This window comes from Spirosoma foliorum (assembly GCF_014117325.1).
In the GTDB taxonomy this organism is placed as follows: domain Bacteria; phylum Bacteroidota; class Bacteroidia; order Cytophagales; family Spirosomataceae; genus Spirosoma; species Spirosoma foliorum.
On sequence record NZ_CP059732.1, the window covers coordinates 2,327,609 to 2,354,284 of the forward strand.

Consider the following 26,676-nt stretch of genomic DNA (forward strand, 5'->3'; position numbering starts at 1 on the left):
TTATAACTAAACGGGCAAATTTTAGTTTATGCTGGCTTTGTAACCGATGGATGTGTATTTTCGGGATTTCACGGATTCTTATACATTTGTTAGACTAAGATTCCTTTAATCACGCTTCATGAAACTCCCCAATCTCACAACACGAATCTTCCTGGGCATGGTGCTCGGTATTGCCATTGGCTATTTTTTTCCAGATACCGGCTCAGGCTTTTCGGGTAGTGACCTGAATATTCTGTCCAAGATTTTTTTACGGCTCATTAAAATGATTATTGGGCCCCTTGTATTTGCCACCCTAGTGGTAGGTATTGCTAAACTTGGCGATTTCGGAACGGTTGGGCGAATTGGCCTGAAAACTCTGGCTTATTTTTACTTTGCTACGATTCTATCCCTGATTGTTGGCTTGCTGGTCGTCAATATTATGCGGCCTGGCGAAGTGATGAATATACCCCAATTGCCTGCCAAGGGCACTGATGTTGGCGTGACCGCACAGAAAATGTCGTTCAATACCTTTATTGAGCACATTGTTCCGACCAGTTTTATTGATGCACTGGCATCGAATGAAATTCTTCAGATTGTCGTTTTTAGTATCTTTTTCGGTATTGCTGTTGGTGCCGTTGGCGCACAGGGAAAAATCATGATAAAAGCCCTCGATGCCCTCTCGCACATTATGTTCAAAATTACCAGCTATGTGATGTCCTTTGCGCCTTTTGGTGTATTAGGAGCTATTGCTGCAATCGTTTCCCAACAGGGTCTGGGTATTTTGGGTGGCTATGTTTATCTGATTTTATGCTTTTTTGGCGGCTTGTTATTCTTTATTTTCGTCGTGCTGGCAGCCATTTGTCTCGTTGTACGCATTCCGTACATCGCTTTATTGAAAGAAATTCGTTCTGCGGTTATTTTGTCATTCAGTACGGCTAGTTCAGAAGCTTCGTTTCCGCAAACGATTGAAGCCTTACGTCGATTTGGTTGCTCGGAGCGGATTATTTCGTTCGTCTTGCCCTTGGGTTATTCCTTTAACCTCGATGGGTCGATGCTGTACATGACCTTTGCTACGGCTTTCATCGCGCAGGCGTATCACGTGCCACTGAGTCTTGAGCAACAGATTACCATGATGCTGACCCTGATGATCACCTCCAAAGGGATTGCCGGTGTGCCCAGAGCTTCGTTGGTGGTTATTGCTGGCACAATGTCCTTATTCAATTTGCCTATTGAAGGGCTCGCTCTCTTGCTCGGAATTGATCAGGTGCTCGATATGGGACGTTCGGCAACCAGTGTAGCGGGTAATGCGGTAGCAACCTGTGTTATCTCTAAGTGGGAGGGAGAATTCAGAACACAGCCTGTTGAAACTGACGAAGTTACCGCTTGATAAATGGATTTGCCGTTTAGGGAGGAATGCATGGGTATTCTCCGTGCATTTCGTAGGTTAGAGAAGCAATTGCCAGATATATTGTTTCACCTAAACCCCTAAGTTTGTGCAGCCCTCTTACACCCCACTCAGTACCTATACTAAGGCTACGCCTGTGCAGCGGTTCATTGCCGCGTTTATCGACAGTATTATCGCCTACATACCTTGCTGGATATTAATTATCGTATCCTACAAGCTGGGCATGGTTGGCTATGCTATTGCAATCGCTTATCTGCTCACCAAAGATGCACTACCCGAAACAGGAGGCTTTCTGGGCGGGCAGAGTGTCGGGAAAAAACTAATGGGTATCAAAGCCATCAAAGAAGATACAGGCGCTAGCCTGGTTGGCGATTATGGAACATCGATCACACGGCAGGTTTCCCTGTTAATTCCGTTCTTTGGCTTTGTCGACGCGCTTATGGTGTTTAGCGATGAAGGCAAACGCTTTGGCGATAAATGGGCGAAAACGATTGTTGTGAAAGCTTAAGGACAACTAATTTCATAAAAAGGCCGCGATCTCACAGGTTGCGGCCTTTTTTATGACCGTCTGTATAGCCGTTTGGCAGTTCATCCGTAAAATGATTGTTGTTAAACCGTCTAAGTTTGTAGCTTGAGCCCACGAAACAAAACCATTCGTTCTTCCCTAAACTAAATGAACATTCTCGAAACCCATCACATTGTAAAGCAGTATGCTGAACATCGGGCTTTGGACGACGTCAGCTTATCGGTACCTAAGGGCTGTATTTTTGGATTACTCGGCCCCAATGGAGCGGGTAAAACCTCCCTTATTCGGATTATTAACCAGATTACGGCCCCCGATTCAGGCGAAGTGATACTGGATGGAGAGCACTTAAATCCCAGCCACATCAAACGGATTGGGTACCTACCCGAAGAGCGGGGGCTCTACAAAAAGATGAAGGTGGGTGAACAACTCTTGTATCTGGCGCAACTCAAAGGGCTTTCGGAAAAACAGGCGATGGACAAACTGAAAACGTGGTTCGTCAAGTTCGACATTAAAACCTGGTGGAATAAACAGATTCAGGATCTATCAAAAGGGATGCAGCAGAAGGTGCAATTTGTGGCAACCGTTATGCACGAACCGGACCTGATTATCCTCGATGAACCGTTTTCAGGCTTCGACCCTATCAATGCAAATCTGATTAAAGACGAGATTCTGGAATTGCGGGATAAAGGCAAGACAATTATCTTCTCGACGCACCGGATGGAATCGGTAGAGGAGCTTTGCGATCATATTGCGCTGATCAACCGGTCACACAAAGTTCTCGACGGACCTAAACGGGCTATTAAGGAGCAGTTTAAAACGCACACTTACCACGTGGAATATCAGGGGGTACTGGAAAATCTGCCAACGGTTTTCGAGGTATTATCCTCCCGGCAAACCGAAGACGGCTTCCTGCGTTCCGATATAAAAATCCCCCCCGATGCGGCTGTCAATGAGCTGATCCGTCATCTGCTCGATCAGGTTACCGTCCGATCGTTTGGCGAGAATATCCCCAGCATTAACGACATTTTCATTCAGACCGTTGGTGAAACAAATGAGTGATTGAATGAATGAGTGATTGAGTGATTGAATAAAGCGCCGATGATGCTGGATATTCAATCACTCAATCATTCAGTCACTCAATCATTTTCTCTTTAACTCATTGAAATTATGAACACAATTTTCCTGATTATCAAACGAGAATACCTGGTTCGGGTGCGTAAGAAGTCGTTCATTGTCATGACGATTCTGGGGCCAGTGCTCATTTTTGGTTTTTATGCTATTATTGGCTGGGCAGCCGTTAGCTCCATTAACCAGAAAAAAATTGCCGTAGTCGATGAAAGTGGCCGGTTTTCGGGCAAGTTTAAAAACGACGACGAAACGAATTTTGCCTATCTAAAAGAGTCGCTTCCTGCGGCTAAAAAAACCTTCGTGAAGCAAGGCTACGATGCACTGGTCTTTATCCCGAAAGACGTAATTGAGTACCCGAAAACGGTACAGATCTTCGCCGAAAAAAGCGTTAGTCTTTCTCTGCAAAGTAATATAGAGCGGTCTATCGGAAAGGAAATCGAGAACCAGAAACTGGAACAGGCGGGCATCACACAGAAAATTATTCAGGATGCTAAAGTCAATGTAGATGCTCAAACGATCAGTCTGAGCGATGCCGGAGAAAAAAGTAGTAATGGTATTGCCACAACCATTATCAGCGGCTTTTGCGCATTGCTCATCTACATTTCCGTGCTGATTTATGGAACGCAGGTCATGCGTGGGGTAATGGAAGAAAAAACCAGCCGGATTGTTGAGGTAATCATCTCATCGGTGAAACCATTTCAGTTGATGCTTGGTAAAATCATTGGAGTTGCGCTCGTTGGATTGACACAGTTTATGCTCTGGATTGTTCTGACGGTAGGCCTAATGACCGTAGGATCAAGCTTAATGGGGCAGAAGGAAACGGCAAAATCGGCCGTGGCCACTCGCATGAACGGAATGCCGGGTGGGCAGGATGTTCAGCAGAAAATGTCGACGGCTAAAAATCCCGTTGCCGACGTGATGGCAGCCATTGAAACTCTGAACCTCCCGTTGATTATTGGCTGTTTCCTATTCTATTTCTTAGGTGGGTATTTGCTGTATAGTGCCTTATTTGGCGCAGTTGGGGCTGCAGTTGATAGTGAGACCGAGACACAGCAGTTTATGTTTCCAATCATGATGCCCATCATTGCAGCCATCGCTTTTGCGCAAATTGCCGTTAAGGACCCCGATGGCCCCCTGGCTTTCTGGACATCCATCATTCCCTTTACATCGCCCGTAGTTATGATGGTTCGGATTCCATTCGGTGTACCCGTCTGGGAAATAGCCCTGTCGATGATCTTACTTGTACTAGGCTTCATGGGCACAACCTGGATCGCTGCCCGCATCTATCGCGTCGGTATTCTGATGTATGGCAAGAAAACCTCCTTCCGCGAATTAGCGAAATGGGTGTTTTATAAAGGGTAAAAATAGGGAGGAAAGGGAAGAAGGGGAGGAAAGGAGCAGACGGAAAAGCACCACCTTCCCTTCTTCCCCCTCCTCCTCTAAAATCCGATGTCAATGACCAACGGCTGGACTAGCCATTGGCCTGAAGTTACATTGTAAATTGTGCGGAAACCGGCTTCGAAGGGCGTACGTAGCCGAAGGGCGTTAAAGACAAAGGACACGTCGAGGCCCGTCGTTTGATAATCGTGATGTTCAATCTCGTAGCCACGCAGACGGCCGTATACATCCTGCACTTCTACGCTACTCTGGCCCTGGGTCATGTCATAAAAGCCTCCTGCCTTGATACGCTGTACATACAGCCACCTTCCCAATGACCAATGCATATCGGCAACTGGAAACTTGTACTCTACACTGCCAGCCTTTATCTGGTCGTCTGGCACATAGCCTTGTCCACGTGGGAAGAAAACCAGCGCGTTAAATACATACGTTCCCTGTGCCTGTAGCTGGTAACCCACTCTGAATCGAAAAGAGTGATGATCCAGAAGACCAGGGAAAAACAGATTCCCCTGGATGCCAAATTGTTCGGCTGTTAGCTTACCACCAAAAGGTGTTGTGCGGTAATTTACAGCAATGGTTTGCCCCCAACGTGGAGCCACATCACGCTTGCTTTGCCGAAGAAGGTGCGAATAACTGAATCCATATGTTAAGGCGATAAGCGATCCGGCTCCCCCGACTTCTGATGGATAACGATAAGGTAAATCATAGCCAGACACCTGTAGGTAGTTATAATAGGCTGATAGGGTGGCACTTTGGACGTATTTTGAATTGGTGAATTGCAAGGGCAGGCGAAAGCCAGCGGTTAGCTGATTGTATTGCCAGCGATCAGTCCGCAGGCTGTCGAGCGGGTAGGCTCGATCAATATAAAGGGATGTGCTGCGAGTACCTCGTTGAAAACTTACATCGATGATTGGGTAAAGTCCCTGGTAACTCAGGAGAGCATAAAAATTACCCGCACGTTCGGACTGATTATACGTATAACCCACGCCAATCTGTGTCGTACTCAGTAAATCCTGTGAGCTTACGCCAACAGACAATGCCTGCCCTGTACTGGAAAGGGTGGGTCCCCAACCATAAATATTAAGCGCATGAGCCAGCCGATTGAATCGGGATGGCTTATATACGGTCGGGTTAGTACTCGAATCGCTAAGTATACGGCGCCCCAGGGCAGCTCCCGGTTCCTGTTTGGGTAATGAGCCAAAATAACGGATGGTCTGCTCCTGAACGGGCTCACGTACAGCTTTCCAGGTAGTAGGATCGAGGGGCATATCGGCAATTCGATAGCCCGTAGCCGCAAAATCTTCGATCGCTAGCCGAGTTCCCGATGGTGAAACAGTAGCATGATAAGCTGCGAGTGGCCGTGACGTAACCTGGAATACCTGCTTAGAGTTGATATCAACTGCATACAAATTGTCGATACCTGACCGGGGTGAATTGTAAAGTACATACTTGCCCCACGGTTGCGGATGACTGATGTTTTCGTTTACCGGTGGCAGTAAGTCGGTCTTTGTATTGGACTCAGTATCAATAGTCTGTATGGTTTTCTGGCTATTTTTAAGGGCAACTGTTACCAAGGTTCGATTGTCGTTCTGCCAGCGTGGGTGTTGGTAAAAAGCATTATCTGGATTTGAGATTTGCTTCAGTAGCTTGCCCGTTGTGGCATCGAGTACGAGTAGCCGGGTTTTATATTGATCGGTACTCTCAACAACCGCCAGTTTTGTGTTGTCGGGTGAGAGAGTGGCCACCATATAGCGCGCACGGTGCGACAGGCGAGTTAGCTTCCCTGTTTTAAGATCGAGCAGCCGGATGTTCGAATAAACGCGTTGGCTCCAGCGTGGATCATAGCCAAACTCAATCCAGCAGGCTTTGGTAGCGGTGGCTGATAATAAGTCTGGGTCATTCGGGAAGCCTTGCACCTGAATGACCTTCTCCGGCTTGTTCTTTGACAAGATAACCAGCCGGGGTGTATCCCCCAACCCACTTTTTACGGCTAAAACGGTCGAATCGGTCAGGAATTGCGGATGCTGATAATTGGTAAAAACGGGCCGTGAGTCCGATTTGGATGACGGTTGTTTCTCGACACTAACCAGAAAGCTTTGCGTAGGTGTAATGGTCAGAGCTTCCTGCTGTTTCTTCCAGATTTCGGTCAGATCGGCCATTGTTTTCTGGTACAGATCTTCCGTTCGCAACTTGGTTTCGTCTTTGATACTGGCCGAAAACGCAAACGGCAGTGGCCATCGTCGGTAATTTCGGTTCAGAACACGACTCCAGACGTCAGGACCATAGGTACGTTTGAGGTATGTAGTCATAAAATAACCCAATACGTAGTGATTTGGCACATTGTCGCGGTACGAACCGGCAACCGCTTTCGGGTAATCGAATGGCTTTCCCGCGAGCAGATTAGCGCGCATACCCAAATCGAAATTCGGAATTCGCCCACGACCGCTATTGCTCAGGAGAGTTTCGTTACTTACAGCATCGCCTTCGGCAAACCAGTCAGGCACGGTCAATAAAGGAAAAAACAGGCCCGGATTTCCCAATAATGAATAAAGAACCCGTCCATAGCCCTGTAAGGCTTTATCATTTTGAACAACGTGTCGATACTCGTGTACAGCCAGCAGATCGAGCCAGTTAAATGTTCCCAACAAACCGGGGTCTTGTGGGGGCACGGCAAAAAACTCAGATCGCCTTGGAAACAATGTAACAAAACCGTTACTATTCGTCGTCTGATTCTGAAGCAGAACCGAAATGCGCCGGGGTTGCTTTTCCAGAGAGGCACTGGCAGGTTCGTACAAACTTTCGAGTCGGTTCGCTGTTCGCTGGGCGGTCGAGTCAATACCAGACGGATAGAGTACTCGGAAATGGGGTGTTGTAATCCGATACCAGCGAAGGCTAGCCGGATTTTGATCGAGAATCGGGAGTGTTTGTGCCGTGGCGATCAGGGCTACGAACAGCAGCTGGAGCGTAAGGACGAGTCTTCGTAACATGCGGTATCAATGTACGCAGTTTTAACGAAAAAACGCCCCAGCGTATGTGGTTGCCCTGATTTTTCAATTCCTGATGAGTACGATTGGGAGGATAAAAGTGAAAAATTTTTTCACTTTTTAGTTGTTTTCAATTCCCCACAGGTACGATTAGAAGGAAATTCCCCGCACTCATCAAAGTCACTTTAGTAAGATTTCAATTCCCCACAGGTACGATTAGACGCAAATAACTTTTCGTCTGGCTTCACCGCTACCGACTAATTTCAATTCCCCACAGGTACGATTAGAAGTTCCTGGGCGCACCCGCCAGACCTCGTGGTTAACGCATTTCAATTCCGCTCAGGTACGATTAGAAGTTGGCTCGGCGTTCGGCTTGGACAGATCGAGCAGCATTTCAATTCCGCTCAGGTACGATTAGAAGCAAGCCGGGCCGATATCGGGTCACCATGAATAATTTATTTCAATTCCGCTCAGGTACGATTAGAAGAAAGGGAAAGAATCGAACCATATTCAATCCCTATAAATTTCAATTCCGCTCAGGTACGATTAGAAGCATCGCCCCGACGTGGTGACCAGTAATTTGTAGAAGATTTCAATTCCGCTCAGGTACGATTAGAAGGGGCTTTCGATCGGACAATTGACGTGGTTAAGATTATTTCAATTCCGCTCAGGTACGATTAGAAGCTGCCAAGCTTCGAGAAGGCGTGGGCTTCTTCCGTATTTCAATTCCGCTCAGGTACGATTAGAAGAGCAGATGTCAATAAGCAATATTGGCTAAATCAGTATTTCAATTCCGCTCAGGTACGATTAGAAGGCCTGGCCGAAATCGACCAGTATAAGCTACTGCCGGATTTCAATTCCGCTCAGGTACGATTAGAAGCAATATTATCGGCGTGAAGCCCGTCGAGTTTACCTTATTTCAATTCCGCTCAGGTACGATTAGAAGAATAAAGTGCAGCGGGTTGAGCACATTGCCCAGGTGATTTCAATTCCGCTCAGGTACGATTAGAAGCAAATCCTTAGTCGTCGTCGTAGGGCTGGGCAACGATTTCAATTCCGCTCAGGTACGATTAGAAGAGCGGATTCCGGCTTTTAGTGCCCATGCGTCTAAGGATTTCAATTCCGCTCAGGTACGATTAGAAGTAAAAAAGCGCAAGCCGCTACAAGTGAATTTTTCGGATTTCAATTCCGCTCAGGTACGATTAGAAGGTCGATCCGTAATACCAAAGTGTAATTTTGGACCACATTTCAATTCCGCTCAGGTACGATTAGAAGATGCGTTCTGCTCCACCATCGCAAAGTCACCCCCATATTTCAATTCCGCTCAGGTACGATTAGAAGGCTTGGTCAGCAGACAGTACCCTATGGCCCAGATGTATTTCAATTCCGCTCAGGTACGATTAGAAGTGTTCAAGTATTTGTTGTTCATTGCTCATAACAAACATTTCAATTCCGCTCAGGTACGATTAGAAGTGCAATGTCTGGGGTCAGTCCAGAGGAGGGAGTCATATTTCAATTCCGCTCAGGTACGATTAGAAGCCCGGACAGTTCCGTTGTCGTGAGGTCTATTTTGGATTTCAATTCCGCTCAGGTACGATTAGAAGACCAGGTGTACCAATCATCCTAATGCGCCCTTTCAAATTTCAATTCCGCTCAGGTACGATTAGAAGATACCAGCATCGGGCGCCAAATCATCAGTGCCATTAATTTCAATTCCGCTCAGGTACGATTAGAAGTCGTCCTTGTTGAATAGGTTAGTACCGAATGACTGTATTTCAATTCCGCTCAGGTACGATTAGAAGAACGGTTTCACTTGTGGTTGCAGGTTCACCCCCAGAATTTCAATTCCGCTCAGGTACGATTAGAAGCTGGTACCCAGCCAGTCGTACCCCCAAATTAAAGAATTTCAATTCCGCTCAGGTACGATTAGAAGTTTGGAGCCTAACAAACTCTACATTTCTGAGAAATAATTTCAATTCCGCTCAGGTACGATTAGAAGTGCCGCAGGCCCGATAGAATGCCCTCGTTCGATTTCATTTCAATTCCGCTCAGGTACGATTAGAAGAGCGGCATTGGCGTAAGCCCCAACTACTTCACCAGATTTCAATTCCGCTCAGGTACGATTAGAAGTGTTTTTTCTTTAGTCGTTTCCTTCCTTTTATAATCCATTTCAATTCCGCTCAGGTACGATTAGAAGGAGTCGTGGAATCAATACATCAGCCTCCAGGCCGGATTTCAATTCCGCTCAGGTACGATTAGAAGCCGTGAATTTACGACTCAAAAAGGGCATTAAGTAGCCCAGATAGATGATTTCGCCAGTCCGAAAGCAGGTATAAAGTCGTCGACCTGTAATGGCACGAAAAACCCCGTTGATCGACGACTTGCTGATAGTTAGCTATATAGCGTTAGAGTGCGCTCGTTCCGGAGGCAAACTGGCCGTTGATCAAAGAACAAATTGAGGTGTAAAATGCAGTCGACGACTTGGGGTAGTCATTGGTCGTTGTCTGTTCGCCGTTATCACAAAGATCATAAAAACTTTAGAATGTACTGAATGAGCTTCTTTACCGTATCGGTATAAGGGGGGTAAATGAATTTCATGGTCCCGAAATCGCGTTTCATGACTCCTCGTTGATTGGAAAATTCCTGAAAACTGAAGAAGCCGTTTGACTTGCCTACGCCACTGTTGTTAATGCCCCCAAAGGGAAGCTCAGCGTTGATGAATTGGAGCATTGTCTCGTTCACGACTGTATCCCCCGCTGATGTATGATCCAGAATATAATTTGTATGCTGACGATTGTGACTATGGATGTAGAGCGCCAGTGGTTTTTCGCGCTGATTCACGATTCGTAAGGCTTCGTCGAGGGTTGAGTAGGTTAAAACGGGGAGTATCGGACCGAAAATTTCATCCTGCATCACCTGCATGGCATCGGTCACGTTTTCCAGAACAGTTGGCTCAATGAAGTTCTGATCGGGGTTCATCTTACCACCCAGAACAACCTTCGCGCCTTTCGTAACGGCATCATCAACCAGATCGCGGAGTCGTCCAAAATGCCGGTTGTTTATGATGCGTGCATAACTGTCGGACGTTTCAACGGGCTGCCCATCAGGACTGTACATAGCCTTTAGTCGCTCGCGTAAAGCGTCCATAAAAGACTGTTTAACCGACTGATGGATAAGGATATAATCGGGAGCAATGCAGGTCTGCCCACAGTTGATGCATTTAGCCCAGGCCAGTTGAGCCGCTGCCTGCTGAATATTGGCAGACTCATCCACAATGGCCGGAGATTTGCCCCCTAATTCGAGCGTTACCGAGGCCAGATGTTTGGCTGCTGCTGTCATAACCACCCGCCCAATTGCCGGACTTCCGGTAAAAAAAATGTGATTGAACGGGAGTTCGAGCAAGGCTTGCGACACATCGGCATCGCCCTCAAAAACAATCACTTCTTCGGGCGGAAACAGTTCAGTTATCATCCGCTTCAGTAAGGCGGATGTATGCGGGGTCAGTTCAGAAGGTTTGAGGATGGCTACATTCCCGGCTGCTATGGCCGATACCAACGGTCGGAGGGTAAGCGCAATTGGGTAGTTCCAGGGCGAAATAATCAGTACGTTCCCTTTGGGCTCGTACCGTATATAACTGCTGGTACCAATGAGTGGTAACGTAGTGGGCAATGATTTCGGCTTCATCCACTGCTTTAGGTGGCGGATCGTGTGTTTGATTTCGCCATATAGCGACATTAAGTCGGTCAGCATGGCCTCGGCGGCTGGCTTGCGCAGATCGTCGTAGAGGGCTTGTTGAATGGCTGATTCGTGAGTGACAAGCCAGGTTTGGAGCTTTTGAATACGGGCAAGACGCTCATTTATGGTCGTCAATGCCATATGAGGAGCATACCGTCGTTGCGCAGCGAAAGCGGCCTGAAAATCAGTTTTATGTTGTACGGAAATCATGCGGTTTCAAAATCAATATCTTCTGTTTCCTGATCAAAATTCAAATCGGAGCCATATCGGCGACCGATAAAACGCTGACCCTTAAACTTGAAACATTTTTAAAGAATACGCTAAAAATACAAAAAAGAAGGCGATATGGATTTAAAACATGAATCGTTTATCTTAGCTGAAACTTTAGCACCCCGAATTGGATGACGCTCGTTAGTGACAACATCCGCTATCTGCGCAAACTGAATGGTTTGACGCAGGAGCAATTTTCTCGAAAAATAAATATAAAACGCTCCTTACTAGGGGCTTATGAGGAGGGGCGCGCCAACCCAAATCAGCAAAATATACAAACCATTGCCAAAGCGTTCAATACAACCGTCGAACTGCTAACCCGGCAGGATTTACGGAAACTTCGTGAAACGCCTAATCTTAGTATTCCTCTTGGCCAAAAAAACACCGACGTATACGCCCACCGGAATGATCGGGGGAGTGAAAATGGCTCTATAATTCGGTCGGATGGAAAATTAGCCGACGATGACGATCCGTTTCAACATCCTGATTTTCCAGATATTTTTGCGCAGCCTACGCCCCCAACGCCAGAACCACAACCGCTGTCGTCGGTACTGAACAAGTATTACAAAACGCAGGAAGAGCCGCGTCGGGTACAGGACGCACCCACTCCACCCGTTATAACGTCGCCTGTGCGACCCGGTGCTGGAAATGAGCGCATTTCGCCATCGACGTTTCAACCTCAGTCGGATAATCGGCAGCCTGATCGCCCTGCTCCATCGGTCGTCGATCGATTGTTTGCGCCACAATCGGACCCCCAGCCCCGGCCTGAACCTGTTCGGCCTGTCTCGCCTTCCCGACAGTCGGAGTCGTTGACGTTCAATAATATGTACGAAGGAACGTCGGCATCAGCCTATTCAAATTCGTCGGCTCAGGCAATTGCACCCACAATTCCAGTGGTGATGCAGCGCCAGTTTGCCGAATATGGACAACGTTTTCAACAGGCCGATTTCCTGCATCGACTGCCAGCCATGCAGTTACCTACATTACCCGAGGGGCATTATCGGGCCTTTGAAGCAGGCGACGACTTTACATTTCCGGGTGCCTTGCTGGTTGGGAAATTCATTCGGAACTGGTTCGATATTGCCGACGGAAAATTATACATTCTGCTCATGCACCAGCAACCTACGGGGTCAGGTATTTCCTGTCGGCGGGTGTATAATCAGGTGAAGGTAAAGGGTTCGCTGTTGCTAACCGCCGATCGGGCTGATATTCCCAACCGTGAAATAGCTTTAAAAGATGTGCTGGAAGTCTGGGAAATCTGCGCGTTTGTCAGCCAGCAGCTTCCTCCACCGGCCCCCAATACAGAGCGCTTACGACAACTGGTCGATGAACTTCGGTTTGAAGTAGAACGTCTTTGAGGTTTTTTGACAGGATTTACACGATTGACAGGATTTGATTTGTAGTTAAAGCTGCCTGTTTTTTGTCATTCCGACGAAAGGAGGAATCTTAAAGTATCCTTGCTAGAGAACTAAGAAGCCCTAAGATTCCTCCTTTCGTCGGAATGACAAAAAAGGTTCAAATTTTTTTGGACGTAAAGTTTGCAAAGCCTCCCTGTTGAGCGTAGTATTGACTACGTTCGAGTGTTATCCGGTCTCTGACCGGGGTGAAATAAATTTGAAAAACCGGTCGGAGACCGGATAACACCACGGCGTAGTCCAGAGACTACGCCAAGCAAAGGATCTATTGATAGGATATTATCCCGTATCAATAATCCTGTACATCCTGTCAGAAAAAACATGTCCTGACAACGCTTACCTTTGTCGGTGTTATGCGTTATTTTCTTCAATTGGCCTATCGGGGCACTAATTATCATGGCTGGCAGCGGCAACCCAATGGGCTGAGTGTACAGGAAGTTCTGGAGACGGCTCTGACCACAGTACTTCGGCAACCCATTACGATTGTGGGTAGTGGCCGGACAGATGCGGGAGTTCACGCAGGGCAGCAGTTTGCTCATTTTGAGTTAGATACCGCCTTGCCCGGACACTTACTCCGCTCATTGAATAGTTTAATTCCGCCAGATATTGCCGTTTACGATTGCTTCCCCGTCAGAGCTGACGACCACGCCCGCTACACCGCTACATCTCGCTATTACCAATACCAGATTAGCCGCCGAAAAGACCCATTTCGGGATGGATTGGTGTATGTGTTTACGTTGCCATTGAATGTGAAAGCGATGAACGATGCCGCGTCTATCTTGTTGAATCACATTGATTTCGAGTGTTTTAGTAAGGTAAAGACTGACGTCAAGACGTTTAATTGCCAGATTGAATGGGCGTATTGGGAAGAGAAGCCAAACGGCGATTTAGTTTTTCATATCAAGGCGAATCGGTTTCTACACGGCATGGTGCGGGCCATCGTCGGGACATTGCTGGCAGTAGGGCAGGGGCGATTGAGTAGTCACGACTTTGAACAGATTATCCTGGCACGAGACCGTCGGAAAGCCGGTCGGGCCGCCCCAGCTGAGGGTTTATCACTAGTTGAGGTAGGATACCCGGCGGAGGTTTTTAAAGAGCGAAAGAGTGAATGAGTGAAAGAACGAAAAATTGGCGCAGGCTATTTTTGCGCTCTTTCACTCATTCACTCTTTCGCTCTTTATTTGTTATCTTGTCAAAACAAAAACGAGTTCACTTGAAAATTGGAACAATCATATTAGCGGCTGGGGATTCATCGCGGATGGGCGGTGAACCCAAACAGTTGCTGACCTACAAAGGTCAATCACTTATTCGTCGGATAACTGAACATGCGCTGGCTTTGCAGCGCGGCCCAGTGGTTGTGGTATTAGGGGCCAACCGTGACCGTATTGTGCCCGAGCTGACAGGCTTACCAGTCACCCTGGTCGATAACGCGAACTGGCCAACCGGACAGGCTTCATCCCTGAAAACAGGGCTGGCCGCGCTATATATTACGCACAAAGACATCGAAGCCGTACTGGTTTTACATACCGATCAACCCCTGGTATCGCTCGGGTTGCTGCTGCATATGCTGGAGGTTCGTCGGGAAAATGATAAAGGGATTGTTGCCTGCCGATACGATACGCAATTGAGCGTACCTGCCTTGTTCGATCGTGATTACATCCCAGAACTACTTGCTCTAGAGAGCGATAAAGGCGTAAAATGGGTGATCGGCAAACATAAAAATGATTGCCTGGAAGTACCTTTTGAAGCCGGAAGTATCGATCTCGACTCCAAGCGTGACGTCGAAATGTTTCAACAAGCGCAAATGCAGTCGCAATAAACTGTAATATCGCAGGAAATCTCACCGACTCTGGGTTCATGATAAAAATACTCAGCCATTGGCATGAGTAGGAACAGCAGCAATACGGTGTTTAAGTCCAACACATATTTTATCTATAGTCTATTTCAATAAAGTAAATCGTAATGACAAAGACCGCAGATATCGGCTTAATTGGTCTAGCCGTAATGGGTGAAAATCTGGTGCTTAACATGGAAAGCAAAGGATTTACCGTAGCCGTTTTCAATCGAACCGTTGAGAAGGTTGACCATTTTATTAACGGAAGGGGAGCCGGAAAAAACTTCATTGGTGCTCACTCTATTGAAGAGCTGATTGCTTCTTTAGAAAGACCTCGAAAGGTGATGATGCTGGTAAAGGCGGGCCAAGCCGTGGATGATTTTATTGAACAAATCATTCCGCATCTGGAACCCGGCGATATTATCATTGATGGTGGTAACTCCTATTTCCCGGATACCATTCGCCGAACCAAGTATGTAGAAAGCAAAGGATTTCTGTATATCGGAACGGGCGTTTCGGGTGGCGAAATTGGAGCACTACACGGCCCTTCTATGATGCCCGGTGGTAGCGTTGAAGCCTGGCCAGCTGTAAAAGGTATTTTTCAGTCTATCGCTGCAAAAGTGGACGATGGTACACCTTGCTGCGACTGGGTAGGTAGTGACGGTGCTGGCCATTTTGTAAAAATGGTACATAATGGCATCGAGTACGGCGATATGCAGATTATTGGCGAGGCTTATCAGGTCATGCGCGATCTGCTGGGTATGAGTGCCGATGAGATGCACGAGGTATTCAAAAAGTGGAATACCGAAGAGCTGGACTCGTATCTGATCGAAATTACGGCCGACATCATGGCCTATAAGGATGAGGACGGTACACCGATGGTCGATAAAATTCTGGACACCGCTGGTCAAAAAGGCACTGGAAAATGGACCGGAACGGCTGCTCTTGATCAGGGGATTCCATTAACCCTGATTGGCGAGTCTGTATTTGCACGTTTCCTATCAGCGCAAAAAGACTTGCGCGTGGCTGCTTCAAAGGTAATCAACGGCCCCAAAATCGAATTTACAGGCGATAAAGCGCAAATGCTGGACGATTTGAAAATGGCTCTTTATGGCGCTAAAATCATTTCGTATGCTCAAGGCTATAACCTATTTATGGCAGCCGCTAAAGAGTATGGTTGGCAGCTTAATTACGGTGATATTGCCCTGATGTGGCGTGGTGGATGTATTATTCGTTCCGCGTTCCTCGGTGATATCAAAAAGGCGTTTGATAAAAACCCTGCTCTCCCGCACTTACTGCTTGACGATTTCTTTAAACAAAAAGTGGAATCGGCTCAAGCGGGATGGCGACGGGTTTGCGCTGCGGCCTTAATTAACGGCATTCCGGCACCTGCGCTTACATCGGCACTTTGCTATTTCGATGGTTTCCGGAGCGAATGGTTACCTGCTAATTTACTACAGGCGCAACGCGACTATTTTGGGGCACACACCTACGAACGGATCGATAAGCCACGAGGCCAATTCTTCCATACGAACTGGACCGGCGAAGGTGGCGATACCGTATCGACTGCCTATAATAACTAATTGCTTGACTAACAGTCGTGTAGTTTACAAATGCACAAAAAAGCGGTGCCTATACAGGCACCGCTTTCCAATTCTGTAGCATCAAACGTGTAGTTAGGTAACTATTTCCTGTGTTCAATTACACTGCCTCATGCAAAAACTCGATACTGCTCACGACCTGCAAGCACGCCTTTCAAGAGTTCTGGAAATCGTGAAAACGGAGTTTGCGCCCTTGACCGATGCACAATTACGCTGGAAACCAGCTCCTAATCGCTGGAGTATTATCGAATGTTTGCAGCACCTGAATCTGGCTGAACGATTTTACATCCGAAATATTCAACACAAAGTCGATAAGCTGGGTCTGGTACAAACGAACCCAACCGACCAGGTATTCGAAAGCGACTGGGTAGGAAAGGCAATGCTGTATGCCGTTGATCCTCAGGTGAAACTGAAATTACCCGCTCCTGGGCTAGTTCGCCCTCGCCCAGCCGCTGAGTTAGTGCCCGCCGATGTAATGGGACAATTTCTGGACTTACAAACGACCCTTCATAGCCTGTTGGATAAAGCCGTCTACCTGGACTGGAATCAGGATAAAGTGATGACGTTGTTTGGTAACTGGTTGAAAATTAGATTAGGCGATGCTTTCCTGATGTTGGTTGCCCACACCGAACGACATATGAACCAGGCCATGCGTGTAAAGGCGGAAATGGCTACTTTTACGATTACGACTAATAACCTGTGATGAAACATTATATTAAACAAGATCCCTGGAACATCGTTGAAGAGGGATTTCACCGTGACTTTAATGAAATTACCGAAAGCGTGATGTCGCTCGGCAATGGCCGATTGGGCGGACGCGGTTCGTTTGAAGAAAAATTTACCGGAAAAACCTTACAGGGGAATTATGTGGCCGGGGTGTATTATCCCGACAAAACCCGCGTTGGCTGGTGGAAAAATGGGTACCCCGAATATTTCGCCAAAGTATTAAATGCTGCCAACTGGATCGGTATCGACATCGACATCGAATATGAAACCCTTGATCTGAATCTTTGTGAAGTGCGCGACTTCCGGCGCGTGCTGAACATGCAGGAAGGCTACCTCGAACGCTCGTTTGTGGCTGTGCTGAAAAGTGGTAAAGAGCTACAGGTGAATGCGAAACGGTTTTGCTCCATTGTCGATGATGAAGCCGGGGCGATTCGGTATGCGATCAAACCCCTGAATTTCGACGCGAAGATTACCATTACGCCCTATATTGACGGCGACATCCGCAATCGAGATTCGAATTACGATGAAACGTTCTGGGATGAAGTTCGGAAGGAAACGGCGTATGGTGAGGCTTATATTGAACTGCGCACCCGTAAAACGGGCTTCCACGTTGCTACAGGCATGTGCGTGGAAATTGAGCAGGATGGCGCAAAAGTGGATTTTCAGTCGCAGCCCATCAAGTACGAAAAGTATGTGGCCAATCGCATCTCGCTCGATTGTCGGAAAGGGCAGGAAACGGTTATTTACAAGTATGCCGTGAACCTGTCATCGCTCAATTACGACTCGGATACGATTATCAAGGAGGCTCATCAGTACATCCAGCGAATTACCCGCAAAGGCTTCGACAAGATGCTGTTCGAGCAAAAACAAGCCTGGGCCGATAAGTGGAAAACCAATGACATTAGTATTGAAGGGGATATTGCGGCCCAACAGGGTATTCGCTTCAATATTTTCCAGCTAAACCAGACCTACACGGGTGAAGACCAGCGCTTGAACATCGGCCCCAAAGGCTTTACCGGTGAAAAATACGGCGGTTCGACCTATTGGGATACCGAAGCGTATTGCCTGCCGTTCTACCTCTCAACCGCCGATCAGAAAGTAGCCAAAAACCTGCTGGTTTATCGCTATAAACAACTCGGTAAGGCCATCGAAAACGCGCAGAAACTCGGCTTCCGGGCGGGGGCGGCACTATACCCGATGGTAACCATGAACGGCGAAGAATGCCATAACGAATGGGAAATCACGTTCGAGGAAATCCACCGGAATGGGGCTATCGCCTATGCCATATACGACTACGTTCGCTATACCGGCGATGAGCAGTATCTGGTCGAGTATGGTTTGGAGGTACTTATTGCGATTAGTCGCTTCTGGACCCAGCGCGTGAACTGGTCAAAGGCAAAAGAGCAGTATGTGATGCTGGGCGTAACGGGCCCAAATGAATACGAGAATAACGTCAACAATAACTGGTACACCAATTACCTGGCGGCCTGGACGCTTCGTTACACTGTAGAAGCGGTAGGTAAAGTAAAAGCGCTGGACGCTGAAAAGTACGCTGATCTGATTGACCGGATTCATTTCCGTGAGGAAAAAGAACTGTCTACTGCCCGACAAATCATCGACAAGATGTACTTGCCTCAGGATGAGAAACTGGGTGTCTTTCTGCAACAGGAAGGTTTCCTGGATAAAGACCTGATGCCCGTGTCGGACATTCCTAAAGGCCAGCGCCCCATCAATCAGAACTGGTCGTGGGACCGGATTTTGCGGTCGTGCTTCATCAAACAGGCCGACGTCTTGCAGGGACTGTATTTCTTTGAGGATGAGTTCACTACAGACGAGTTACAGCGCAATTTTGAGTTCTATGAGCCGATGACAGTACATGAATCATCGTTATCGCCCTGCGTTCACTCCATTCAGGCTTCGAAGTTAGGAATGAAAGAAAAAGCTTACGAAATGTACCTCCGTACGGCCCGACTCGATCTTGACGATTACAACAACGATACCGAAGATGGCTGCCATATCACCTCAATGGCCGGTACGTGGCTGGCTGTTGTAAAAGGTTTTGGCGGATTAAGAATCGAAAAAGAAGACGGGGCCGACCATCGGGTGAACTTGAATCCGTATTGCCCGGATAACTGGCAATCCCTGTCGTTCAAGATTCGTTTCCGGGGCGTACTGATCCAGGTAACGGCTACGCAGCAGGACGTAACGGTGCAGAATTTTTCGGAAAAACCAATTACAATCCAGTTGCACGGGAAACCTGTGACGGTGAACGCCCAGAGCCAGGAGACAGTAACGATCTAGAGCGAATTGTTAGTTAAAAGAGGGCCTGCTTTTAATAGTGCAAACTATGGGAAGCAGGCCTTTTTCGTTGTCTTTACCCCACCCCAAACCCTCCCCTTGAACTAAGGGAAGGGGCTAAAAAAAGGCTTGCTTTCACCCCTCTCCTGTTTTCAGGAGAGGGGCCGGGGGGAGGTGAAACCCTACCGAATGCTACCCGAAGTCGCGTGTTTCCCTAAAATAATACCAACTGTAAACTGTATAGACGGGAACCATCCCTGGCGAAAATGAGTAGCGACATTTCGCTTCTGTTGCCAGTCCTGCCGATCGTTCTTCCAATAAACGGAATCCCAGTAACCTGGATTTTGGGTTATATGGTTGGTTGAAAAAAGCTTGACTAGATATTGTGCACCAATGGCTCCTGATAGGGTAATTCGCTTCCCTATCGTTGCTTTTCCGCCAAAAAGCAGTTCAGGAGCTAATGAAAAGCCTGATGCACGAAGTGAATCTGTGGGCATTGGATAGGCAGCATCAGGCTGAAGTTGCAAGTTCGAATAGTCCACGACCATTCGCGCCGAACCAAACAAGGTTAAAGCGTCCCCGATGCCCAAACCAGGAATATAATAGCGGTAACCAATAGCTAAGCGAGTATTGGTGAAGACATCTGTGCGGGGTGGAGAGATCAGGCCGTAAGCTCGTTTTTGCGTATCGTTACCGTTATAGCCCAGCGAGATCGTTAAACTCTGTCGAGTAGTAAGGTACCGTTCATACTGCACCAACTGATAGCTGGGATAGAAGATACCGGTGGGGGAAATAGTTAACTCCTGCCGTTGGCTAAAGGCCTGAGTGCTTACTGACAAAACGAATAGGGTGATAAAAGAAACGTTTTTCATGTGTGGACGATGTACTCAGATGAGGCTTCGAAGGTATAATGACCTTCGATCTGCTCCAAGGGTTGGGAGAACAAAAAATACATTTGAAAATAGAGCGATTTCGTCACTAAGCAGAATTAATTTGAAAAGTATTTTGTGTGACCCCAGCGGGGTCACACAAGGCAGCAAATGATGATCTGCAAATCTGCTTGACTATCTACTAACCATACACTAAATAAACCTAGTCGATACCAGAACAACCGAATTACATTTGCCAGGTTAGTACTGGGGAATTAGTATGTCGCGGAAATACCTCAACACGAATCAACAGGTATAAAGAGTCGCAATTCAGTTCATGAGAATACGAGTGGAGCATAGCTATTTTACCATCTTTTTAGGCCTGCTTCTGACTGTCATCTCCTGCCAATCGTCGAGTTACTCAAGCCAGGATACGCCCCATAAACTCACCCCCGCTTTTTACCACTGGAAAGTCGCCTATAACCCAACGCGTTCGGAACTCAATCAGATAAAAGAGCTGAACGTCAATAAGCTGTATATTCATTTTTTTGATGTCGACTGGGATGCCCGAACCCGGCAGGCTGTGCCTAAAGCCTTTGTTCAGTTTCGACAAAAGCCGGTTGGGAGTATTGTACCAGTCGTGTTTATAACCAATCGGACCCTGGTAAATCTGTCGCCGAATGCATTGGCTGACCTCGCCACGCACATTACGCAGGCCATTACAAAAATCAGCCAGCAACAGGGGGTATCTTTTCAGGAAGTTCAGTTTGACTGCGATTGGAGTACAGGTACGCGCGATCGCTATTTCCGATTATTAACCTTGCTCAAAAATCAACTTCATCGTCCGCTTTCGGCAACGATTCGGCTGCATCAGATTAAATACACCGACCAGTCCGGGATTCCACCCGTAACGCGGGGTATGCTCATGCTCTACAACGTAGCCGACTGGAAACGGGTGGAAACGCATAACTCAATTTACGATCCTGAAGTGGCGAACCGGTACCTGTCGTATGTGTCGACCTACCCATTGCCACTCGATTTAGTGATGCCCTTGTTTCGCTGGACAGTCGTTTATCGCAGCAATCGTTTCCTAACATTTTTGTCTGATGTCGACCGAAAGGCGCTGATAAACAGTCGGTTTCTGGTGCCTCAGTCAGACAGCACGCGCTTTATTGCCAGCCGGGACACAACGGCTTTTGGGTTTTCTATTCGTCGGAGTGATTTGTTTCGGGCAGAGGCTGTATCACCCGAATTACTGTTGATCGAAAAAGCCCGATTGCTCAACAAGATTTCTAACCAACGACTTACATTTGCTTTATACCATCTCGACTCGACCATTTTAGCCACATACCCGCGTGAAACGCTTCAAACCCTCCTTCGACCTCAGCCACTTCCGTAGACCTTTTCTATTAGTAGCCATCGTGTTAGGCTTTGCCTGTGGACCATCGTTCGATCCGAACGAGTTCATGAGCTTTTTCATGCCCGAATCGGCCAATAGTAAGCCAGAGGATAGTCGGTATTTTTTTACGCCCCAGTTTTATAATGATGCCGAGATCAGCGAACAGTATAGCGATAGTCTGGTGATTGACGAGAACATTAGTGCCTGGGTTAATTACGCGGGAAAGGGCCTGTCGGAAACGCAGATGTACAAGGCGTTGTACAATGAAAATCCTGCGGCTGTGGCGGTCCTGAAAGCGAAATTTGCCCGCACCAACCCTGCGGCTGTTACGTATCTGGACTTCGCCTGGGCTGCCGACGATGGTCAGGGAAACCCCTGGGATCCGAACCCTACATCAACAGACAGTACGAAACTTCCCGAACTTCTGAATACAGCTAAAATGGCTTATGGAACTACGAACGATGAGTTTCTAAAAGAACGCTATGCGTTTCAGGCGGTGAAACTGGCTTGCGAAACCGAAGATTATAAACAGGCCCAACAGCTGTATGATCAATTGGTAAAGCCGATGCCTACGCACACGTTTATAAGTGATTGGGCTTTATGCCGTCGGGCGGGAGCCACGTTGGCTTTGGGCGATACCGCGCAGGCTATCTACGAATTTGCCCTGGTATTTGACCGCTGCCCATCCCGACGAAAAGCCGCTGAAACCAGTTTACGGAAATATGGCATTCGCTTTCGGGAGGGCGCTTTGGAGTATGCAAAAACGGATCAGGAACGGGCGGCTGTGTATGCGCTTTGCGCCATTCAGCCCGGACAGGACGCATTGGAGTTCCTGAACGAAATTGTTCGCCTAACCCCAAAAAATCCATTGATCGAGTTGATCATGGCCAGGGAAATCAATCGAAACGAGTACTACTTCTTTCAATCGGAAGATGAGTACATGAACTATGGAATGATGACGTCTCCCGATTCAATGGCGTTTGTCAAACGTAAAGCTGAAGGGCCGTCCTATTTTGACAAGCTGCGATCGTTTGCCCTCGAATCGGCGGATAACAAAGCACTGGGAAATCCGGCTTTCTGGTACACGGCTGCGGCCTATCTGGATTACATCGGGAAAGATTACAAAGCCGCTCAGGCGCATCTGGATCAGGCTGTTTTATCTCCGATGCCCAACGCTACCCTGAAAAAACAGGTTACCGTACAGCGAATGCTACTGTTGGCTGCCCAAACGGAAACAATTACGCCCGAAGCCGAAAATCAGTTGATCGGCTATCTGGAGGAGTTTGATAGTACCAATAATTTTCGGCTTGGTTACGCGTTTACGTCTGTTTGTAAGCAGTTTGCGGATAAATACCAGCATAAAACTGAAGCAAAAAGTGGCTGGTTGTCAGGCTGTAGTCGTTCGAAAGCAACACCTGTTGATGGACCGAGTGCGGCTAAAGCGTATTTGCTGACGATGCTGACTACCCAGGGAGGTACAGAAAGCTACCTGGCCAGCACAAACGATCCGCATTCCATTGAAGATACCGTATCGGCAATGACTGTCGAACAAACGATTGCTTTTGCCAAGCAACCAATCACCGATTTCGATAAACGACTGCTAAAGCTAGCGGGCCTGACGAATGGCTACCTCAATTTATTACTTGGTCGCCGACTGATGATGGAACACCAGTATGCAAAAGCGGCCGAGGCTTTCGCGAAGGTAGACGCCAGGACCTGGGGAGATGAGGCCTTTGCGAGCTATTTCCAGACGAATCCGTTTGCCATAAAGATGCCTGCTATTCATGCGGCCGATGGGAGTGTCAACTTCCCGGAAGAAGACGAAACGAATCCGTACACGCCCATTGAGTTTGCCAAACGCATGGCCGAACTAGAGCAACAAGCCAAAGCCGCTACCGGAGATAAAGCGGCTGAGTTGTACTACCTGTTAGGGTGCGGTGCCTGGAATTTGAGCTGGTACGGTAATTCATGGCTGCTGGTCAAATCGTACTGGAGTGCGGGCGAACCGCCCGTGTATAGTTTGCCCACCAATCCAGTTGAAAAGCAAAAAGGCATTGATCAACTCCTGAATACCGATTATTATACCACAGGCCATGCCAAAGGGTATTTTGAGCAATCAGCAAAAGCGGCTAAAACACCCGCCCTGATTGATCGTTCGGCCTACATGGCTGCACGGTGCGAAGCCAATGCATTTGCATTGAATCGGTCCATTGAGCAGATACGGAACGGGTATGTGGCTGAGGATGATTCAACGTTTGTGAAGACTATGCTGGCCTTGCGCAAAACCAAATACGCCAGTGCCTATAAAGTATTCTTCAACAACCACTCCCGAACGATGTTTAATCAGGAAATGATTCGTGAGTGTGCGATGTACAAAGACTTCCTGCAGTTTGGTGATCAGGTTAGCGAATAAAACGAATGGAGGCAAAAACGTATACCGGAGGTAATTTTAATTGGGTTGCCCCGGCATACGATGCCCTTGCTTTTATCGTATTTGGCCGTCGATTGCAGCGTGCACAAACCGTATTTCTGGACCGTATTCCTCCGAATGCCATAGTATTAATTGTGGGTGGTGGAACCGGTTGGCTGTTGGAACAGATCCTCCTGAACTGCCAGCCGAAACACGTCGTCTATCTGGAAACGTCTTCCCGTATGCTGGCCCGCGCCAGTCAACGACTGGTTCGAAAAGCACTGGTTGGTTCGGTGGAGTTTCGGGTGGGCGATGAGTCGAGCGTTAAGCCTGACGAACGCTTTGACGTTATTCTTACTCCTTTTGTGCTGGACCTTTTTTCCGAACAGACGCTACATGCTGTTTTTCTACCTCGACTTCGTGCTGGTTTAAAAACAGGGGGTATATGGCTCGTAACGGACTTTGTTCAGCCTAAAATCTGGTTGCAAAAGGGTCTTTTATGGACGATGATTCAGTTCTTTCGGCTCACGGCAGGGATACAAACTACTCACTTAGCTGATTGGCAAAAACAACTCGCCAAATCAGGCTTAACTTGTGAAGAACGCCAAACACAGGTAGGTGGGATGGTTTCGGTCGAGGTTTGGAGAAAGATAAAGCGCTGATTTTTAGGATTGTTAAGCCCTATCTGGCGCGAGTATTTACTCGTGTCTATTATATCGCCAGCATTCGCTGGCATACTGACTACTTATTTTTGCGCCAGCGAATGCTGACGATATATATAGGCACGAGTAAATACTCGCGCCAGATTACAAGCCTTTTAGTGTTTTTACCAACGTCCGATAATCGCTTATTTCATACCATTCCTCGCTGCCCAGATTGAGCCATTGCCCTTCCTGTCTAGGGCGTTTTAGCTCGGCCTCATCCGGGTCGTAATCATGGTTATACACTTGATTCATGACGTGTTGTAAGGTCGACCAGGGAAGCAGTTTAGTTTGCTCACGCCGATTTTCGACGCTTGTAATCTTAACTGTTCGCTCGGCGAAAGAGGCTGTTAAGCGAGTTTCTGAAATACCTTGCTGACCATTAATGCTTAGAAATAACAGTTCAAAAGGACGCTCGCGGGCAACAACTTCGTAGGAAGCCTGAATCAGTTCCTGTATTAAATACTGCCAATCCTCAGCTTTGACGGGCTTTCCCTGGGATTTACTGCCGTTATCGGTCTCAATCGTAACGTCCCAGAAATCATCGTCCTCATCCAGTTCGTCTTCATCAATTGGTTGCAGACGTGTTTTGCCAACCAGATTGGCCAACGCTTCCCACCAGGCCCTCGGCAATTGCCCCGACCAGACATAATCGTCGTCACGGGTATAGCCTTCGGCGATCAACTCGTCATCATCGATATCATCACGATCAGGATATGTAATAGAAATGGCTACCTGAATGGCGTTGCCAGCAATTTTATCGATGGTCAGGGTATAAAAATACGCGTAGGGGGCAGGCAATGACCGGGCGGTCTGATAGCGAATCTGGAGACTTTTGAAAGACATAACACGTCGGTTAACAGTCCGACAAAGTTAGTGTATTTGTGCTATCGTCGCTTTTTGGTCAACCTTGCCCGTGGGTGTTTCTAGAAATTGGTCAACGAAAATGATTTCTTTCGGGACCGCATAAGGCCCTAATTTCTCACGAACCGTTGCCTGTATCGTCGCCCAGGTCACCCCGTCCAGGCTGCTGTCTACATCTTTTCTGCTCCCATGCTCCGTGCCACGCGCCCCACGCTCATACACCATCACCACGCGTTGCCCCAGCCGTTCATCTGCCAGACCTGCTACAAATAAACGACCATTGTAGTTTTCGGAGTGTAGTGAGCCTAGTACGTTATGAATTAGCTGTTCTACCTGTTCGGGCTGCACTTTAACACCCCCGCTGTTGATGACTCGGTCCGCCCGACCCAGCAGTCGAAAATGCATAGGGTCGACTAGTTCAACGACATCGTTGGTTTGAATTCGCTCAAAATTTGTGGCGGCTGAGGTGATGTGTAAACAGCCCCGCTCATCGGTTCCTAAGTCAACGCCAGCCAAAGCCGTAAATAAATCGCTGGCAGCTGGCCCATTGAGTCGTCGGAGAGCGATGTGTGAGACGCTCTCCGTCATGCCATAAGTAGCGTAAACAGGTGCCGTGATTATCTGAAGTGCTCGTTCAAGCGTTGGGCTTGTTGCAGCACCTCCTACCAAAATGGCCTTCATCCCGTTTAAAATGGTCAGTTGGTCGGCGTCATTCTTTTCCAGAATAGTCTGTAACTGTAGGGGGACTAGTGCCGTAAATGCAAAGTGATTGTCAGTTGCGTTAAAATCGCTCAGCGGATTGGCGGTTGGTTCAATGATCGTTAGCGGAAGACCAAGCTCCAGGCCCCGCACTAGCATCATAACACCCGCTACGTAATGGATATTCAGACAAACAAGAGCTGTGTCGCCTGACTGCAAGCCAAGGGTTTGTCCAGTTAATCGGGCACTTGCCTGCATTTGCGCCCGTGTCAGCTGAATGGGTTTAGGAGTGCCTGTAGAGCCAGACGTATAAAGCGTAAATTCATCCTGACCACTCAACCAAGCTCGACAAAAAGCCAGGGCTTCTTCCTCATAAGGCGTTTGGGGTAAAGGCCAGGAGTCAGACTTGATAGGGGAGAGGATCATTAATGGATA

At 47.7% G+C, this 26,676-nt stretch carries 18 protein-coding genes and 1 CRISPR repeat array; of the genes, 13 read left to right on the top strand and 5 right to left on the bottom strand.

Annotation, left to right across the window (positions count from 1 at the left end):
• Positions 1–118 precede the first annotated feature (118 nt).
• The 4 genes from H3H32_RS09570 (at position 119) to H3H32_RS09585 (ending at position 4,400) form a co-directional block, all read left to right on the top strand.
• Positions 119–1,366, top strand: a complete 1,248-nt coding sequence (locus H3H32_RS09570) for a dicarboxylate/amino acid:cation symporter (protein WP_182462455.1) — start codon at positions 119–121, stop codon at positions 1,364–1,366.
• 106 nt (positions 1,367–1,472) lie between these two features.
• Entirely contained in the window at positions 1,473–1,892 is a 420-nt protein-coding gene (locus tag H3H32_RS09575; RefSeq protein WP_182462456.1) for an RDD family protein, read from the top strand.
• A 165-nt stretch (positions 1,893–2,057) separates the two neighbouring features.
• Entirely contained in the window at positions 2,058–2,969 is a 912-nt protein-coding gene (locus H3H32_RS09580; protein ID WP_182462457.1) for an ABC transporter ATP-binding protein, read from the top strand.
• A gap of 108 nt (positions 2,970–3,077) precedes the next feature.
• On the top strand, positions 3,078–4,400 hold the full coding sequence (locus tag H3H32_RS09585; protein ID WP_182462458.1) for an ABC transporter permease: 1,323 nt from the start codon (positions 3,078–3,080) through the stop codon (positions 4,398–4,400).
• 77 nt (positions 4,401–4,477) lie between these two features.
• Here the strand turns inward: H3H32_RS09585 and H3H32_RS09590 are convergent, their stop codons facing one another.
• On the bottom strand, positions 4,478–7,423 hold the full coding sequence (locus H3H32_RS09590; RefSeq protein ID WP_182462459.1) for a TolB family protein: 2,946 nt from the start codon (positions 7,421–7,423) through the stop codon (positions 4,478–4,480).
• Between the two features lie 124 nt (positions 7,424–7,547).
• Positions 7,548–9,682: direct repeats of the CRISPR family, unit length 30 nt; unit sequence ATTTCAATTCCGCTCAGGTACGATTAGAAG.
• A gap of 264 nt (positions 9,683–9,946) precedes the next feature.
• Positions 9,947–11,365 carry an aldehyde dehydrogenase family protein gene (locus H3H32_RS09595; RefSeq protein ID WP_182462460.1) on the bottom strand — a complete coding sequence of 473 codons (1,419 nt, stop codon included), beginning with the start codon at positions 11,363–11,365 and terminating at the stop codon, positions 9,947–9,949.
• A 191-nt stretch (positions 11,366–11,556) separates the two neighbouring features.
• On the opposite strand from H3H32_RS09595, the gene H3H32_RS09600 reads away from it, so the two are divergent.
• The 6 genes from H3H32_RS09600 (at position 11,557) to H3H32_RS09625 (ending at position 19,302) form a co-directional block, all read left to right on the top strand.
• On the top strand, positions 11,557–12,783 hold the full coding sequence (locus H3H32_RS09600; protein WP_182462461.1) for a helix-turn-helix domain-containing protein: 1,227 nt from the start codon (positions 11,557–11,559) through the stop codon (positions 12,781–12,783).
• A gap of 410 nt (positions 12,784–13,193) precedes the next feature.
• Positions 13,194–13,952, top strand: coding sequence for a tRNA pseudouridine(38-40) synthase TruA (truA, locus tag H3H32_RS09605; RefSeq protein ID WP_182462462.1), 759 nt, complete (start codon positions 13,194–13,196; stop codon positions 13,950–13,952).
• A 101-nt stretch (positions 13,953–14,053) separates the two neighbouring features.
• Entirely contained in the window at positions 14,054–14,659 is a 606-nt protein-coding gene (locus H3H32_RS09610) for a nucleotidyltransferase family protein (RefSeq protein ID WP_374191820.1), read from the top strand.
• Between the two features lie 143 nt (positions 14,660–14,802).
• Positions 14,803–16,257, top strand: coding sequence for a decarboxylating NADP(+)-dependent phosphogluconate dehydrogenase (gene gnd / locus H3H32_RS09615; protein WP_182462464.1), 1,455 nt, complete (start codon positions 14,803–14,805; stop codon positions 16,255–16,257).
• A 130-nt stretch (positions 16,258–16,387) separates the two neighbouring features.
• Positions 16,388–16,978: a DinB family protein gene (locus H3H32_RS09620; RefSeq protein WP_182462465.1), complete on the top strand. Its 591-nt coding sequence runs from the start codon at positions 16,388–16,390 to the stop codon at positions 16,976–16,978.
• Positions 16,978–19,302 carry a glycoside hydrolase family 65 protein gene (locus tag H3H32_RS09625; RefSeq protein ID WP_182462466.1) on the top strand — a complete coding sequence of 775 codons (2,325 nt, stop codon included), beginning with the start codon at positions 16,978–16,980 and terminating at the stop codon, positions 19,300–19,302. The genes H3H32_RS09620 and H3H32_RS09625 overlap by 1 nt, the downstream gene beginning before the upstream one ends.
• A gap of 179 nt (positions 19,303–19,481) precedes the next feature.
• Here H3H32_RS09625 and H3H32_RS09630 read toward each other — a convergent pair whose 3' ends face one another.
• On the bottom strand, positions 19,482–20,171 hold the full coding sequence (locus H3H32_RS09630; RefSeq protein WP_182462467.1) for a hypothetical protein: 690 nt from the start codon (positions 20,169–20,171) through the stop codon (positions 19,482–19,484).
• A 334-nt stretch (positions 20,172–20,505) separates the two neighbouring features.
• Here H3H32_RS09630 and H3H32_RS09635 point away from each other — a divergent pair, with 334 nt between their 5' ends.
• Genes H3H32_RS09635 through H3H32_RS09645 form a run of 3 tightly spaced genes read left to right on the top strand, consistent with a single transcriptional unit; the run spans position 20,506 to position 24,639 of the window.
• Positions 20,506–21,567 carry a hypothetical protein gene (locus H3H32_RS09635; protein ID WP_182462468.1) on the top strand — a complete coding sequence of 354 codons (1,062 nt, stop codon included), beginning with the start codon at positions 20,506–20,508 and terminating at the stop codon, positions 21,565–21,567.
• The gene (locus H3H32_RS09640) at positions 21,524–23,980 is read left to right on the top strand and encodes a hypothetical protein (RefSeq protein ID WP_182462469.1); all 2,457 of its coding nucleotides are present in this window, start codon (positions 21,524–21,526) and stop codon (positions 23,978–23,980) included. Before H3H32_RS09635 ends, H3H32_RS09640 begins: the two co-directional genes overlap by 44 nt.
• Before the next feature lie 5 nt (positions 23,981–23,985).
• Positions 23,986–24,639 (top strand): class I SAM-dependent methyltransferase, encoded by a 654-nt coding sequence (locus H3H32_RS09645; protein ID WP_182462470.1) that lies wholly within the window; start codon positions 23,986–23,988, stop codon positions 24,637–24,639.
• Positions 24,640–24,783: 144 nt separating this feature from the next.
• On the opposite strand, the gene H3H32_RS09650 is transcribed toward H3H32_RS09645, so the two are convergent.
• Both H3H32_RS09650 and H3H32_RS09655 read right to left on the bottom strand, forming a co-directional pair.
• Complete coding sequence (locus H3H32_RS09650) at positions 24,784–25,524, bottom strand: hypothetical protein (protein WP_182462471.1); 741 nt, start codon at positions 25,522–25,524, stop codon at positions 24,784–24,786.
• Between the two features lie 27 nt (positions 25,525–25,551).
• Positions 25,552–26,667 (bottom strand): AMP-binding protein, encoded by a 1,116-nt coding sequence (locus H3H32_RS09655; RefSeq protein WP_182462472.1) that lies wholly within the window; start codon positions 26,665–26,667, stop codon positions 25,552–25,554.
• Positions 26,668–26,676: the final 9 nt, after the last annotated feature.

Coding starts and splice junctions, on each gene's coding strand:
- H3H32_RS09580 (WP_182462457.1), top strand. CDS start 2,058: ATGAACATTCTCGAAACCCATCACATTGTAAAGCAGTATGCTGAACAT.
- gnd (WP_182462464.1), top strand. CDS start 14,803: ATGACAAAGACCGCAGATATCGGCTTAATTGGTCTAGCCGTAATGGGT.
- H3H32_RS09655 (WP_182462472.1), bottom strand. CDS start 26,667: ATGATCCTCTCCCCTATCAAGTCTGACTCCTGGCCTTTACCCCAAACG.
- H3H32_RS09635 (WP_182462468.1), top strand. CDS start 20,506: ATGAGAATACGAGTGGAGCATAGCTATTTTACCATCTTTTTAGGCCTG.
- H3H32_RS09645 (WP_182462470.1), top strand. CDS start 23,986: ATGGAGGCAAAAACGTATACCGGAGGTAATTTTAATTGGGTTGCCCCG.
- H3H32_RS09630 (WP_182462467.1), bottom strand. CDS start 20,171: ATGAAAAACGTTTCTTTTATCACCCTATTCGTTTTGTCAGTAAGCACT.
- H3H32_RS09590 (WP_182462459.1), bottom strand. CDS start 7,423: ATGTTACGAAGACTCGTCCTTACGCTCCAGCTGCTGTTCGTAGCCCTG.
- H3H32_RS09585 (WP_182462458.1), top strand. CDS start 3,078: ATGAACACAATTTTCCTGATTATCAAACGAGAATACCTGGTTCGGGTG.
- H3H32_RS09625 (WP_182462466.1), top strand. CDS start 16,978: ATGAAACATTATATTAAACAAGATCCCTGGAACATCGTTGAAGAGGGA.
- H3H32_RS09570 (WP_182462455.1), top strand. CDS start 119: ATGAAACTCCCCAATCTCACAACACGAATCTTCCTGGGCATGGTGCTC.
- H3H32_RS09600 (WP_182462461.1), top strand. CDS start 11,557: ATGACGCTCGTTAGTGACAACATCCGCTATCTGCGCAAACTGAATGGT.
- H3H32_RS09650 (WP_182462471.1), bottom strand. CDS start 25,524: ATGTCTTTCAAAAGTCTCCAGATTCGCTATCAGACCGCCCGGTCATTG.
- truA (WP_182462462.1), top strand. CDS start 13,194: ATGCGTTATTTTCTTCAATTGGCCTATCGGGGCACTAATTATCATGGC.
- H3H32_RS09595 (WP_182462460.1), bottom strand. CDS start 11,365: ATGATTTCCGTACAACATAAAACTGATTTTCAGGCCGCTTTCGCTGCG.
- H3H32_RS09620 (WP_182462465.1), top strand. CDS start 16,388: ATGCAAAAACTCGATACTGCTCACGACCTGCAAGCACGCCTTTCAAGA.